Below are 14689 nucleotides of genomic sequence, written 5' to 3'. Positions count from 1 at the left end.
CGGTGCCACGGATTAAGATAGGCTCTGTAAGGACCCGACTTTCAACCCTCGCAGTAACTAGCGACCGCGGCGGCGGCCAGCCGGACGGCGGCGGCCTGCGCCTCGCGTGCCCGGTCGGCGGTGGCGAGCATCCACTGGCGGTGCAGCGCGCGGCCCACCTCGCCGGGGCGGCCGGCGGCGTCCGCGCCGAACGCGGGGTGCGGCGGGTCGGTGGCGGTCACCGTGCGGGCCAGCGTGGCGAGGGTCGCGCCGGCCTCGTCGAGACGGGCGGCCAGGGCACGCAGCGTCTCCATGTCAGGCTCCCGCCAGCGGCCGGTAGGCCGCGAACGTCTCGTTGTGCAGCTTCTCGCGCGCCCACTGGGCCGCGTCGGCGGCAGCGGTCACCGCGGCCTGCACCGAGCCGGCCACGTCGCGTGGGCTGCGGTGGTGCAGCGGGCCGAGGAAACGCACGTCGGTGATGCGCCCACCGGCGGTCACCACCACCTCGACGAGCCCGTCGGGCGAGCGGACGGTGACCTCGACCGTCGCGACCGCCTGGTCGAACTCGGCCTGCAGGTTCTCGATCCGGCGGTAGCGCCGCACCGCCTCCTCGATCCAGGCCTCGTCGATCTCGCCCCGCGGCATCGGCGGACTCCTCCCGGCCGGTCGGCCAACCCTCACTGAGCGTGCCGCCACGATCACCACGGCATCACCGGACCGTACCGCACCTCAATCGCGCGTGTCGATGCCCTGTGGACAGCGCGGACGGGCCCGGCTCAGCCGCGCCAGAGGGCCAGCATCATCGCCTCCACGGCGATCCGCGGCTTGACGTTCGCCTCGATCGCCGCGCGGCACTCAAGCACCGCCTCCAGGCGGCGCAGCGAGCCCTCGGCGTCCCACTTCTGCGCGCCCGCCCCGGCGAGCGACGCGGTGTCGGCGTGCACCGGGGCGACGGGCGCCCGCAGCGCCATGGTGAGCGCGTCCCGGTAGAACCCGGCCAGGTCGACCAGGGCGCGGTCGAGCGCGTCCCGCTGGGCACGGGTGGCCCGCGACTTCTGCCGCTTCTCCAGGTCCTTGAGCTGACCGGCCGCGCCGCGCATGGCGCCGGCCGCGCCCCGGCCGGTGCCGCCCGCGCCGAGCGCGGTCTGCAACGCCGTACGCTCCGCCTCGTCGATCTCCGCGACGGACGCGGCGGCCTCCGCCTCGGCGGCCTCGATCAGCGCCGAGGCCGCGTCGAACGCCGCGCCCACGCCGGTCAGCCGGCGCGGTACGGCCAGCACCGCGTCCCGCCGCTGCCGGGCCTCCGGGTCGCGGGCCAGCCGCCGGGCCCGGCCCACGTGCCCCTGCGCCGCCGCGGCGGCCCACTCGGCCACGTCCGGCGCGATCCCGTCGCGGCGCACCAGCACCTCGGCCACCGCTGTCGCCGGCGGCTGCCGCAGCGGTACGACCCGGCACCGCGACCTGATGGTCACGGAGATGTCGTCCGGGTGGGTGGACGGGGTGCAGAGCAGGAAGACGGTACGCGGTGGCGGCTCCTCGATCGCCTTGAGCAGCGCGTTGCCGGCGGCCTCGGTGAGCCGGTCGGCGTCCTCGATGATCACGATCTGCCACCGGCCGCCGGACGGCGCGCTGGCCGCCCGCAGCACCAGCGCGCGCATCTCGTTGACGCCGATGGACAGGCCCTCGGGCACCACGACCCGCACGTCCGCGTGGGTGCCGGTGAGCGTGGTGTGGCAGCCGGGGCAGCTGCCGCACCCGGTGCCGTGCACGCACTCCAGCGCGGCGGCGAACGCGCGGGCGGCCACCGAGCGGCCCGATCCGGGCGGGCCGGTGAAGATCCAGGCATGGGTCATCCCGGCGCCGGGATCGGCCTGCGTGGCCGGTACCGGAGCCGGATCGCCGTCGTAGTCCTCGGCGAGCGCGTCGAGGTCGTCGTACCCGCCGGCCGGCCCGCCCGCGCGGACGGTCACCGACGCGGCGGCGCGCAGCAGCGCGGCGGCCGAGGCGGCGGCCCGCCGCAGCGTGGCCACCGCCTCGTCCTGCCCGACCAGATCGCCGAAGACGTCTGTCATCTTCGGGGTTGCTCCATCGTCACCAGCTCCGCGTCGGATAACTCGGGCTGGACCGAGGTGTCCGGGCCCTGCGCCGGACGGGGGTGCACGATCCCGCCGGGATCGGCGAGGAACTCACCCACCCGGCCGGCCACCGCCTCGGCGATCTCGTCCACCGGGCGGGAGGCGTCGAGGACCAGGTAACGCTTCGGGTCACCGGCGGCCAGGTCGAGGAAGGCGTACCGGACCCGCTCGTGGAACGTCAGCGACTCGGCCTCCAGCCGGTCGGTGCCCTCGTTGCGGCCCTCGACCCGGTTCAGGCCGGTACGCGGCTCGACGTCGAGCAGCACCACCAGGTCGGGCTTGAGGCCGCCGGTGGCCCAGGAGGAGAGCCAGGAGACCTCGTCCACCGGAAGCGTCCGGCCGGCGCCCTGATAGGCCAGCGACGAGTCGACGTACCGGTCGCTGATCACCACAGCGCCGCGCACCAGCGCCGGGCGGACGACGGTGGCCACGTGGTGCGCCCGGTCGGCGGCGTAGAGCAGCGCCTCGGCGCGCGGCGACGGTGCCTCGTCGGGAGCGGTGCCCAGCACCAGGGAGCGGATCCGCTCGCCGACCGGCGTGGCGCCCGGCTCGCGGGTGACCACCACGTCGCGGCCCTGCGCCCGCAGGCGCTCGGCGAGCACGGCGAGCTGGGTGGACTTGCCCGCGCCCTCGCCGCCCTCGAAGACCACGAACAGGCCGCTGGAGACGAACGGCTCGGCCGGCATCAGCGGACGGCCCCGGATCGAGCCCCACAGGTCGGCGAGGACCGGTACGCCCTTCTTGTCGTCCATCTGGCCGAACGCGCTGATGCCGGCGATGATGCCGGCCGCGCCGGCTGCGAGCAGCAGCAGACGGGTCGAGGAGATGGAGATGCCCAGGTCGGCGATGGTGAGCTGGCGGGAGCCGCCGACACCGACCAGGAGGCTGCTCAGCGCGATGGCCAGGATCAGCACCAGCCGGGTGCCGATCTGCACCACGGCGAAGACCCGGCCGCGTACCTCGTCGGCCACCTCGCCGCCGAGCAACGTGGTGCCGGCCAGGAACGCCATGCCGGCACCCGCGCCGACCAGGATCGCGCCGAGGATGGCCATGGACAGGTGGATGGCGAAGGCGAGCACCAGCACGGAGGCGCTGGCGAGCACGATGCTCATGCCGAACCAGCGGCGGCGGGACATGTCCCGCACGATCATCGGCCCGAGGCCGATGCCGAGCGCCAGGCCGACGAAGATCGCGCCGAAGAGCAGCGAGAACGCGGCGTCACCGGCGCCGAGCGAGTTGGCGAAGAACTTGCCGGTGCCGACCACGATGCCGCCGCCGGCGAACGCGCCGAAGATGCCCAGCACCAGGCCGCGGACGAGCGGGGTCTGGCCGATGTATTTCCAGCCCTCGGAGAACTGCCGGAACATGCTCTGCTCCGTGCGCTCCGCCTCGGCGCGCTGGGCCTGGCTGATCTCCTTGATCCCGAACGCCACCACCAGCGCGGTGGCCAGCCGGGAGAAGGCGTTGAACCAGAGCGCGAGCTGGGCCGGCTCGGCCCAGTCGGGCAGGTTGCCGCCGACCGCGCTGGGCAGGCCGCGGGTCAGCACGGCCAGGGCGACGGCCGCGGCCACCGGCGTGAGGCCGTACGTGGTGATCAGCGTGAGCTGGTTCGCCGCCTCCAGCCGGGTACGCGGGATCAGGTTGGGGACCGCCGCCTCCTTGGCCGGGATCCACAGCAGGGTGATCGACTCGATCAGGAACGTGGCGATCAGCGCCCAGCCGACCACCAGCCCGCCCGCCGCGCCGGTGAGCGCGTACAGCGGGATCGAGGCGAACAGCACGAAGCGCAGCAGGTCGCAGATGACCATGGTCCACCGGCGGTCGAACCGGTCGGCGAACACGCCGGCCACCGGGCCGAGCACCAGCGCCGGGAGCAGCCGGATCGCGGTCACGCCACCGAACGCGGCGCCCTGGGCGGTGCTGCCGGAGACCTGGGAGGCGGCGAAGAGCGCGGTGGCGAGCAGGCCGAGCCAGTCGCCGAAGGAGGCGGCGCTGAGCACGATCCACAGCCTGCGGAACGGCCGGATGCGCAGCACCGAGCGGATGGCGCTGAGACCCGAGTGGTCGGCGGCTGTCCCGGGCGACGACACGCCGGGCGACTCGCCGCTGTTCTGGCTTTCGATGGCCGTACCTCCACGTGCCGGCCCAGGTCTGGGCATCCCCGGTGGAACACTCTAGTCGCGCAGGAGAGGTCGTCCCCCGCGACATTCACCTGCTCGCCGAGCCTAGGCCGCTGAGACCACCGGCCGCAGCCCGGACAGACGCGAGGGTATTTCGCATTGCCGTCCAGACAGTTAGCGTGCAGACGTGGCCATCGACCGTGACAAAACTCGCGATCGTCTCGACCGGGCGACCGCTCACCTCGACCCGCCGTACGCCGTGGTCGACCTCACCGCGTTCGACGCGAACGCCGAGGCGCTCGCCGGCCGGTCCGGCGGCAAGCCGCTGCGCGTGGCGAGCAAGTCGGTACGGGTCCGGGAGCTGCTGACCCGGGCGCTCAAGCGTCCCGGCTGGCACGGCGTGATGGCCTTCACGCTGCCCGAGGCGCTGTGGCTGGTCCGCTCCGGCGTGAGTGACGACGTGCTCGTGGCGTACCCGACGGCGCACCGCGGCGGCCTCGCCGAACTGGCCGCCGACCCGGCGCTCGCCGACGCGGTGACGCTGATGGTCGACGACGCCGCACAGCTCGACCTGATCGACCGGGTGTGCCCGCCCGCGCGCCGGCCCGCGCTGCGGATCTGCCTCGACCTGGACGCCTCCTGGCGCCCGCTGGGGGGCCGGGTGCACGTCGGCGTGCGCCGCTCCCCGGTGCACAGCGCCACGGCGGCCGGCACGCTCGCCGCCGTCGTCGCCGGCCGGCCCGGCTTCCGGCTGGTCGGCCTGATGTCGTACGAGGCACAGATCGCCGGCCTCGGCGACGCGCCGCCCGGACAGGCGATGCTCGGCTCGGCGATCCGGGTCGCGCAGCGCGGGTCGTACCGGGAACTGCTCGCGCGCCGCTTCGCCGCGGTCAGCGCGGTACGCGAGCACGCCGACCTGGAGTTCGTCAACGGCGGCGGCACCGGCAGCGTGGCCGCCACCAGCGCCGACCCCGCGGTCACCGAGGTCACCGCGGGTTCCGGCCTGTACGGGCCGACGCTGTTCGACGCGTACCGTGCCTGGCAGCCGACCCCGGCGGCGTTCTTCGCCTGCGCGGTGGTCCGCCGCCCGGCGCCCGGGCTGGCGACGGTGCTCGGCGGCGGCTGGATCGCCTCCGGCCCGGCGGCGGACAGCCGGCTGCCACGGCCGTGGCTGCCGGCCGGGCTGAAGCTGCTCGGCGCGGAGGGCGCCGGTGAGGTGCAGACCCCGCTGGCCGGGAAGGCCGCCGACGACCTGCGCGTCGGCGACCGGGTGTGGTTCCGCCACGCCAAGGCGGGCGAGCTGTGCGAACACGTCAACGAGGTGCACCTGGTCGAGGGGGACGCGGTGGTCGCCACCGTGCCGACCTACCGGGGCGAGGGGCACGCCTTCCTCTGATCTGCTCCACCACGTGACGACGGCGGGCCCCGGCGCCTCGGGAACCCGCCGTTCACCGTGTCGCTCAGCCCTGGTGGGCGGCCTCCGGGAGGGCGTTCACCTGCCGGTGCAGGTACTCCCGGATGAGCGCCTTCGCCTCGACCAGCACCCGCTCGTCGCCGTCGGTGCGGCGGCGGAAGGCCAGCTTGATCAGGGCGTCCGCGGCCTCCACCGCGACCTCCAGGTGGAACCGCAGGTCGGGCACCCCGGCCAGGCCGAAACGCTCGGTGAGTACGCGGGCGAGCTGCTCCGCGATGACCCCGTTGTTGTCCCGCTGGTCGTCCAGCAGGTGCAGGTCGACCACGTCGCCGAAGTGCAGGGTACGGAAGCCGGGGACGGTGCGGTGCATCGAGATGTACTCGTCGATCGCCGCGTCGACGCCGTCCCACCAGTAGGTCAGGTCGTCCGAGGAGAACCGCTCGTCGAGCCGCTGGAGGTAGGACTCCATGGTGCGCAGCGTCAGCGCCTGCACTATCGCCCGCTTGTCCGGGAAGAACTGGTAGACCGACCCGATCGCCACCTCGGCGCGCTCGGCGAGCAGGGTCGTGGTCAGCCCTTCGTACCCCACCTCGTCGACGAGCTCGGCGCAGGCGTCCAGCATCCGCTGGACCCGCGCGACACTTCGACCCTGCACCGGTACCCGACGCAGCGGCCCGGTCGTGGCGGCTGGTGTGGACACTCGGCGCCACCCCCCTTCGACGGATGAACATATCTGCACGTCACGAGTCTGTGACTACCGGTACAACGAGCCGGGCTCGATTGCGGTATTTACCAGGCACAACGTTCCTGATATGAATTCACTTCATATTCATGTCGAGGAGTGGCCGTCATGACCGGTACCCCCACCTGGTCCAACTGGGCCGGCAACCAGCACAGCACCGCGCTCCTCACCGTGCGTCCGCGTAGCGTCTCCGACGTCGTCGAGGCGGTCCGCCAGGCCGCCGCGGCAGGCCGGACCATCCGCGCCACCGGCAGCGGCCACTCGTTCACCGCCACCGCCGTCGCCGACGGGCACCGGATCGACCTCGCCGAGTTGGAGACGGACGTCACAGTAGATGTGACGCGCCGCCTGGTCACCGTACCGGCCGGGATGACGTTGCACACGCTCAACGATCTGCTCGCCGGACACGGGCTGGCGATGCCGAACCTCGGCGACATCGACGCCCAGACCATCGCCGGCGCGCTCTCCACCGGCACCCACGGCACCGGGGCGAAACTGGGCTGCCTGTCCACATTCGTGGCCGGGCTGACGCTGGTCACCGGCACCGGCGAGGTGCTGCGCTGCTCGGCCGAGGAGAACCGCGACGTGTTCGACGCCGCCCGGGTCGGGCTCGGCGCGGTGGGCGTGCTGGTCGAGGTCACGCTGCGCTGCGTGGACGCGTTCGTGCTGCGCGCGCACGAACGCCCGGCCCCGCTCGCCGAGGTGCTCGACGACCTTCCCGGCCTGTACGAGGCGCACGACCACGCCGAGTTCTACTGGTTCCCGTACACCGACCGGGTGCAGGTAAAGACCAACGACCGGGTACCCGCCGACGACCGGCCGCTGCCCCGCTGGCGCGGCTGGCTCGACGACGAGTTCCTCTCCAACACCGTCTTCGCCGGCGCCTGCCGCCTCGGCCGGGCCGTACCCGCCGTCGCGCCCACGATCAGCGCCGTCTCCGCCCGCGCGCTCACCGAACGCACCTACACCGGCCGCTCCGACCGGGTGTTCTGCACCCCGCGCCGGGTCCGCTTCGTGGAGATGGAGTACGGCCTGCCACGCGAGGCGCTGCCCACCGCGCTGACCGAGCTGCGCCGGATCGTGGACCGCCTGCCGTTCAAGGTGCTGTTCCCGGTCGAGGTGCGCTTCACCGCCGCCGACGACATCTGGCTGTCCCACTCGTACGGGCGGGACTCCGCGTACATCGCCGTGCACCAGTACGTGGGCATGCCGTACGAGCCGTACTTCCGGGCGTTCGAGCAGGTGGCGACCGAGTTGGGCGGCCGCCCGCACTGGGGCAAGATGCACTGGCGCGACGCGGACTCCCTGGCGAGGGCCTACCCGAGATTCGCCGACTTCCAGTCCGTCCGCGCCCGCCTGGACCCCGCCCACATCTTCCAGAACCCGTACTTGGCCCAGGTCCTAGGCTCCTGAAGATCTTGGAAGGAAAGGGCCCTCATGAGGGCCCTTTCCTTCCAAGATCACTCGTTCGGGGTTGAGGTCGCCTTCTTGGGAGCGGCCTTCTTCGCGGGGGCCTTCTTCGCCGCGGTCGTCTTCTTCGCCGCAGCGGTCGTCTTCTTCGCGGCCGTTGTCTTCTTCGCCGGGGCGGCCTTCTTAGCGGCCTTCTTCTTCGGGGCCGGGCCCTTCGCGCGCTTCTCGGCCAGCATCTCCGACGCCTGCTCCAGCGTCAGCTCCTCCGGTGTCTGCCCGCGCCGCAGCGACGCGTTGAACTCGCCGTCTGTGACGTACGGCCCGAAGCGCCCGTCCTTGATCACCAGTGGCTTCTCGGTGAGCGGGTCGTTGCCCATCTCCCGCAGCGGCGGCGCGGCGGCCCGGCGCTGGCGCGTCTTCGGAGCGGCCAGCAACGCCAGCGCCTCGTCCAGCGTGACGGTGAACATCTTGTCTTCCGAGTCCAGCGAGCGGAACTCGTCACCGCGTTTGACGTACGGGCCGTAGCGGCCGTTGTTGGCGAACACCTCGGTGCCGTCCGGCGCCACGCCGATCAGCCGGGGCAGGCGCAGCAACTGCAACGCCTGCTCCAGGGTGAGGCTGTCCGGCGTCTGCGAGCGCAGCAGCGATGACTTGCGCTCGCCGCTGGCCACGTACGGGCCGAACCGGCCGGACTTGAGCAGGATCGGCTCGCCTGTGGACGGGTCGTCGCCGAGCTTGCGCTCGCCGCCACCGCCGAGGAACAGCTCGTGCACCTTCTCCGGGGTCAGCTCGTCCGGCGCCAGGCCCTCCGGGATCGGCGCCCGGTCACCCTGCGAGCCGCCCTCCTCGCCCTCACCCTCACCAGAGGCCGAACCCGAGGCCGGGGCCGGGGCCGAGCCCGAAACCGAGCCGGGCAGCGCCCGCTGCAGGTACGGCCCGTACCGGCCGACCCGGACGACGACCTCGCGGCCCTCGTCGTCGGTGAACAGCGGGATGGAGTTGACGCTGCGCGCGTCGATCTCGCTGAGGTTCTCGGTGACCAGCTTCTTCAGGCCACCGGCGTGCGCGATGGCCTGGTCGCCGGTGCCGTTGGTGCTGCCGAAGTAGAAGGAGGTGAGGAAGTCGACGGCGGCGTGGTCGCCACCGGCGATCTCGTCCAGCTCGTTCTCCATGCTGGCGGTGAAGTCGTAGTCGATCAGGCGGGGGTAGTGCCGCTCCATCAGCCCGATCACCGCGAACGCCAGGAACGACGGGATCATGGCCTGGCCGCGCTTCACCACGTACCCGCGGTCCTGGATCGTCTGCATGATCGACGCGTACGTGGAGGGCCGGCCGATGCCCAGCTCTTCGAGAGCCTTGACGAGCGACGCCTCGGTGTAGCGGGCGGGCGGCTGGGTGTGGTGGCCCTGCGCGTTCAGCTCGTCGGCGGTCAGCGGCTGGTCCTTCACCAGCGTGGGCAGCCGCCGCTCGGCGTCCTCCGCCTCGGCGTTCTCGTCGTCGCTGGACTCGACGTACGCGCGCAGGAAGCCGGGGTCGGTGATGGTCTTGCCGGTAGCGCCGAAGTCGGCCTCCTCCTGGGCGGAGGAGACGGCGCGGATGCGCACCGACACGCTGGAGCCGACCGCGTCGGTCATCTGCGAGGCGATGGTGCGCCGCCAGATCAGCTCGTAGAGCTTGAACTCCTCGGCGGACAGCTCCTTGGCCACCTCGCCGGGGGTGCGGAAGTTGTCGCCGGCCGGGCGGATCGCCTCGTGCGCCTCCTGCGCGTTCTTCACCTTGCCGGTGTAGCGGCGGGGCTCCGGCGGCACGCTGCGCTCGCCGTACAGCTCGACGATCTGCCGGCGGGCCGCCGTGATGGCCGTCTCGGACAGGTTCACCGAGTCGGTACGCATGTAGGTGATGTAGCCGTTCTCGTACAGGCGCTGCGCGGTGCGCATCGTCTGCTGCGACGAGAACCGCATCTTGCGGGCCGCCTCCTGCTGGAGCGTGGAGGTGATGAACGGCGCGTACGGGCGGCGGCGGTAGGGCTTCTCCTCGACCCGGGTGACGGTGAACGGCTGGTCGGCCAGGCGGGCCGCGAGCCCTCGGGCGCCGCCCTCGTCGAGGTGGACCACGCCCGCGCCGGGCCGCACCCGGCCGGTGGTCGGCTCGAAGTCCTTGCCGGTGGCGATCCGGTCGCCGTTGAGCGCGACGAGCGTGGCGTTGAACGTACGCGGGCCCTCGCCCGGCTTCGCCACCGCGAGCGTGGCCAGGATGTCCCAGTACTCGGCGGTGCGGAACGCCATCCGCTGGCGCTCCCGCTCGACCACGATCCGGGTCGCCACGGACTGCACCCGGCCCGCCGACAGCTTCGGCATGACCTTCTTCCACAGCACCGGCGAGACCTCGTAGCCGTAGAGGCGGTCGAGGATGCGCCGCGCCTCCTGGGCGTCGACCAGGTCGCGGTCGATCTCCCGGGGGTTCGCCACGGCGGCCTGGATGGCCGGTTTGGTGATCTCGTGGAAGACCATCCGCTTGACCGGCACCTTGGGCTTGAGCGTTTCCACCAGGTGCCAGGCGATGGCCTCGCCCTCGCGGTCCTCATCCGTCGCCAGGAAGATCTCGTCGACCTCCTTGGCCAGCTTCACCAGCTTGCTGATCTGCTGCTTACGGTCGGGCGAGACCACGTAGAGCGCGTGGAAGCCGTTGTCGACGTCGACGCCGAGCCGTGCCCACGGCTCACCCTTGTACTTCGCCGGGACGTCGGCGGCGTTGCGGGGCAGGTCCCGGACGTGGCCGAAGCTGGCCTCCACGACGTACCCCGGGCCGAGGTAGCCCGAGATCGTCTTGGCCTTCGCCGGTGACTCGACGATGACCAGACGGGTGGTTCCAGCGTTGCTCGGCACGTCTCTCCCCGACCTCACTCCTACGCCATGCCCGCTTCGGGCCGTGTTGCGCCACCCGGACCACACGCGGTCCGGATGTCCAACGTAACGCGCCGTCCGCGTTCCGGGTTTCGTGGGCGGCAAACGGGCCGCCCTCCCGGTGCCCGCCGGCCGCACCCTGCCGGACGGCGTCACGGTACACCGTGGGTAGGGCAGCAGGCGTGTCACTGTGACGATCGCGCACTCCGGCGGATCCGTAGCCGGGTGTCAGGCTTCGGACACCGGCTGTCATCCTCGGGAGCCCGGCCACTCCGCCACCAGCGCCGTCGCCGGCCGTTCCCCCACCAGCTCCGCGAGCCGGGACATCCGCCGTGCGCCGATCCGGAACGCGGGCCCGCCCTCGTCCGGCTCCACGAACGCCGCCGGCAGTCCCACCGCCGCCAGCGCGGCGCGGACCACCGGCCAGGACGGCTCGTCGGCCGGTCCGAGCCGCAGCCGGAAACCGGCCGGCTCGGCCGTGCCGGCGGCGGCCGCCCAGAGCCGCAGCCGCCGCCCGTCCAGGTGGAAGCGGGCCGGTGGCCGCTTCACCGCGCCGCGCAGCCAGGCCCGCGCGAGCGGTGCCAGCATGCTCGTGTACGCGGTGCGCACCCGGTGCCGGCCGTCCTCGGCCGGCTCCCAGCTCGCCGGCACGCCCCGGGCGCCCAGCTCGGCCACCAGCACGTGCACCCGCCAGGCGGCGTCCACCACCACCGAGATCCGGGCGGTGCCGCCCATCCGCCCCACCTCACCCGGCCCGGCGAGCAGGCCGGCGAGATCCGCCAGCGCCGGATCGGCCGCCTCGGTGGAGAACAGCGAGGGCTGGCGGGCGGGGTTCGGGGTGGGAGGGGTCAGCGACACTCCGGGACCTCGTCGAAGGCCTCTTTCAGCTCTGTCGAGTTGAGCTTGCTGGTGTCCAGCGCGCTCGCGTCGTACTCCTTGTTCAGCGTGTCCACTGCGGCGCGCACGCCGTCGTAGAACGGGCCGGCCTGGGCGGTGTCGAGCCGGTCGATGGAGTCCCGGGCCCGGCCGTACGCGTCGCGCATCTTGCCCAGCGACCCCAGGAACCCGGCGGACACCTCGGCGCCGCGCTCGGCCTCGGGCACGCCCGCCTCCTCGACCTTGCGCCGGGCGTCCTCGCTGGCCTGCTCGGCCCCGGCGAACAGCCGGACCAGGTTCTCCTTGGCCTGCGCCGGGGTGGTCTGCGCGGTCATCTGCTGCTGCGTGCTGCTGGTCAGCTTGGAGATCTCCGCGCGCCACGGGGCGAGCGCCTGGCACACCGACGCGGCCCACACCCGGGGGCTGGGACCGCCACCGCACCCGGTGACGACGAGGACCAGCGTGGCCAGGACCACCGTGAGCTTTCCGGCGGTTGCCGCCCGGCGCGTACGCATGCGATGCAGCGTACGACCTCCGGGCGGAACCGCCACCGGTCAGGTTTGCCGGGTGCGGGGTTCCCGGCCGGCCGGGGCCGGCCGGGAACCGTCGCGTGCGATCAGGCGTTCACCGTCTCCGGACGCTGGTCCGGGGTGCCGGCGTCGCTGTCCGAGTCGGTCATCGCCACGCCCTTGCGCTTGCTGAACACCACGGCCCCCGCGATGATCAGCGCGGCGACCACGGCGATCGTGATGCGCAGCGGGTTGTTCTTGTCGTCGCCCACGCTCCAGGCGACGACGGCCGGTGCGATAAGCAGCGAGACCAGATTCATCACCTTGAGCAGCGGGTTGATCGCCGGGCCGGCGGTGTCCTTGAACGGGTCGCCGACGGTGTCGCCGATGACAGTGGCGGAGTGCGCGTCGGAACCCTTGCCGCCGTGCGCGCCGTCCTCGACCAGCTTCTTGGCGTTGTCCCAGGCACCGCCGGAGTTGGCCAGGAACACCGCCATCAGCGTGCCCGCGCCGATCGCACCGGCCAGGTACGCGGCGAGCGCACCCGCGCCGAGGCCGAAGCCGACGGCGATCGGGGCCAGGATGGCCAGCAGGCCGGGGGTCATCAGCTCGCGCTGCGCGTCCCGGGTGCAGATGTCCACGACCTTGCCGTACTCGGGCCGCTGGGTGCGGTCCATGATGCCGGGCAGCTCGCGGAACTGGCGGCGTACCTCCATCACCACTGCCCCGGCGGAGCGGGAGACCGCGTTGATGGCCAGGCCGGAGAAGAGGAAGACCACGGCCGCGCCGATGATCAGGCCGACCAGGTTGCGCGGGTTGGCGACGTTCAGCAGCTCGTCGATCAGCGCGGTGGTGTCCTGATTCCCGGTCGCGTCCGCGTACGCCGTCTTGAGCGTGTCGGTGTACGAGCCGAACAGCGCGGTCGCGGCCAGCACCGCCGTGGCGATCGCGATGCCCTTGGTGATCGCCTTCGTGGTGTTGCCGACGGCGTCCAGCTCGGTGAGCGTCCGCGCGCCGTGCTCGTCGATGTCGCCGGACATCTCCGCCACGCCCTGCGCGTTGTCGGAGATCGGGCCGAACGTGTCCATCGCGACGATGACGCCGACCGTGGTGAGCAGGCCGGTGCCGGCCAGCGCGACGGCGAACAGGGACAGCGTGAGCGAGCTGCCGCCGAGCAGGAACGCGCCGAACACGCCGGCGCCGATCAGCAGCGCCGAGTAGACGGCCGACTCCAGGCCGACGCTGATGCCGGCGAGGATGACGGTGGCGGCGCCGGTCTGCGAGCTCTTGCCGATGTCCTGCACCGGGCGCCTGTTGGTCTCGGTGAAGTAGCCGGTCAGCGCCTGGATCGCGGCGGCCAGCACGATACCGATCACTACTGCGCCGATGGCGACCAGCCGCGGGTTGCGGTCGACGTCGGGCAGCCCGCCCTCCAGCTCGGCGAACGTCGCAGGCAGGTACGCGAACGCGGCGATCGCGACGAGCACGGCGGCGATCAGCGCGGACAGGTAGAAGGCCCGGTTGATCGCGGTGAGGCCGTTGCGGTCGCTGGCGCGCAGCCGGGTGATGAAGACGCCGACGATCGCGACCAGCACGCCGATGGTGGAGATGATCAGCGGGAAGACCAGACCGGTCTCACCGAACGCGGCCCGGCCGAGGATCAGCGCCGCGACGAGCGTGACCGCGTACGACTCGAACAGGTCGGCGGCCATGCCGGCGCAGTCGCCGACGTTGTCGCCCACGTTGTCGGCGATGGTGGCGGCGTTGCGCGGGTCGTCCTCGGGGATGCCCTGCTCGACCTTGCCGACCAGGTCGGCGCCGACGTCGGCGGCCTTGGTGAAGATGCCGCCGCCGACCCGCATGAACATGGCGAGCAGCGCGGCGCCGAAGCCGAAGCCCTCAAGCACTGTCGGCGCGTCGCCCCGGAAGATCAGCACGACCAGCGCCGCACCGAACAGGCCGAGGCCGACGGTGAGGAAGCCGACCACGCCGCCGGTGCGGAAGGCGATCTTCATGGCGCCCTCGCGCCCGCCTTCCCGCTCCCGGGCGGCCGCCGCGACCCGCAGGTTGGCGCGGGTGGCCAGCCACATGCCGGCGCCGCCGATGAACGCGCTGAACAGCGCACCCACCACGAAGAACGCCGAGCGGCCGACCTTCACCAGCGTTTCGTTGCCGTCGGTGTCGTGCACCGGCAGCAGGAAGAGCAGCACGACGGCGATCACCACGAAGATCGCCAGCGTGCGGAACTGCCGCAGGAGGTACGCCGACGCGCCCTCCTGCACCGCGCCGGAGATCTCCTGCATGTTGGTGGTTCCCTTACCGGCCGCCAGGACCGCCCTGGTGAGGGCGGCCGCGAAGACGAGCGCCACCAGCGCGATGACCGCGGCGATGACGACGTACGTCACGTTGGCTCCGGTAAGGGACAGTGCGCCGCCGTCGGCGGCCAAGGTCCCGGACATCTATGTCCTCCTGTACCGAACAACTCGCGCCGACCCGTGGAGACGCACGGGCCGACGCCTGGATGCGGACTCGCAAGCGCGTGCCGACCCACCCCGGCGGATCAGCGATGCTCCCGTTCCCGCCGGCTACGGGATGGGATCA

At 72.6% G+C, this 14689-nt stretch carries 10 protein-coding genes and 1 pseudogene; 2 read left to right on the top strand and 9 right to left on the bottom strand.

The window, feature by feature from the left end:
- Positions 1 to 59: 59 nt before the first annotated feature.
- From AB0B20_RS27375 to tmk, 4 genes and pseudogenes are all read right to left on the bottom strand, one after another.
- Positions 60 to 293, bottom strand: a pseudogene (locus AB0B20_RS27375) (hypothetical protein); the annotation flags it as partial.
- Position 294: 1 nt separating this feature from the next.
- Positions 295 to 624 (bottom strand): YbaB/EbfC family nucleoid-associated protein, encoded by a 330-nt coding sequence (locus tag AB0B20_RS27370; RefSeq protein WP_013473591.1) that lies wholly within the window; start codon positions 622 to 624, stop codon positions 295 to 297.
- Between the two features lie 131 nt (positions 625 to 755).
- Positions 756 to 2051, bottom strand: a complete 1296-nt coding sequence (locus tag AB0B20_RS27365) for a DNA polymerase III subunit delta' (protein WP_357390683.1) — start codon at positions 2049 to 2051, stop codon at positions 756 to 758.
- Positions 2048 to 4204, bottom strand: coding sequence for a dTMP kinase (gene tmk, locus AB0B20_RS27360; RefSeq protein WP_357390685.1), 2157 nt, complete (start codon positions 4202 to 4204; stop codon positions 2048 to 2050). The genes AB0B20_RS27365 and tmk overlap by 4 nt, the downstream gene beginning before the upstream one ends.
- Positions 4205 to 4421: 217 nt before the next feature.
- On the opposite strand from tmk, the gene AB0B20_RS27355 reads away from it, so the two are divergent.
- Positions 4422 to 5630: an amino acid deaminase/aldolase gene (locus AB0B20_RS27355; RefSeq protein WP_357390687.1), complete on the top strand. Its 1209-nt coding sequence runs from the start codon at positions 4422 to 4424 to the stop codon at positions 5628 to 5630.
- Positions 5631 to 5694: 64 nt separating this feature from the next.
- On the opposite strand, the gene AB0B20_RS27350 is transcribed toward AB0B20_RS27355, so the two are convergent.
- On the bottom strand, positions 5695 to 6270 hold the full coding sequence (locus AB0B20_RS27350; protein WP_357474607.1) for a TetR/AcrR family transcriptional regulator: 576 nt from the start codon (positions 6268 to 6270) through the stop codon (positions 5695 to 5697).
- Between the two features lie 228 nt (positions 6271 to 6498).
- Here AB0B20_RS27350 and AB0B20_RS27345 point away from each other — a divergent pair, with 228 nt between their 5' ends.
- Positions 6499 to 7803, top strand: coding sequence for a D-arabinono-1,4-lactone oxidase (locus AB0B20_RS27345; RefSeq protein WP_357474603.1), 1305 nt, complete (start codon positions 6499 to 6501; stop codon positions 7801 to 7803).
- Positions 7804 to 7850: 47 nt separating this feature from the next.
- Here AB0B20_RS27345 and topA read toward each other — a convergent pair whose 3' ends face one another.
- From topA to AB0B20_RS27325, 4 genes are all read right to left on the bottom strand, one after another.
- Positions 7851 to 10685 (bottom strand): type I DNA topoisomerase, encoded by a 2835-nt coding sequence (gene topA, locus AB0B20_RS27340; protein ID WP_357474600.1) that lies wholly within the window; start codon positions 10683 to 10685, stop codon positions 7851 to 7853.
- Positions 10686 to 10952: 267 nt separating this feature from the next.
- Positions 10953 to 11561, bottom strand: a complete 609-nt coding sequence (locus tag AB0B20_RS27335; RefSeq protein WP_357474597.1) for a hypothetical protein — start codon at positions 11559 to 11561, stop codon at positions 10953 to 10955.
- Entirely contained in the window at positions 11552 to 12094 is a 543-nt protein-coding gene (locus AB0B20_RS27330) for a hypothetical protein (RefSeq protein ID WP_357390696.1), read from the bottom strand. Before AB0B20_RS27330 ends, AB0B20_RS27335 begins: the two co-directional genes overlap by 10 nt.
- 101 nt (positions 12095 to 12195) lie before the next feature.
- A complete protein-coding gene (locus AB0B20_RS27325) occupies positions 12196 to 14547 on the bottom strand; it encodes a sodium-translocating pyrophosphatase (protein ID WP_357474594.1) in 2352 nt (783 codons plus the stop codon).
- Positions 14548 to 14689: the final 142 nt, after the last annotated feature.

This window comes from Micromonospora sp. NPDC049151 (genome assembly GCF_040648395.1).
Classification (GTDB): domain Bacteria; phylum Actinomycetota; class Actinomycetes; order Mycobacteriales; family Micromonosporaceae; genus Micromonospora.
The sequence above is the reverse complement of the archived record's forward strand: the minus strand, read 5'-3'. Positions and strand labels throughout refer to the sequence as shown.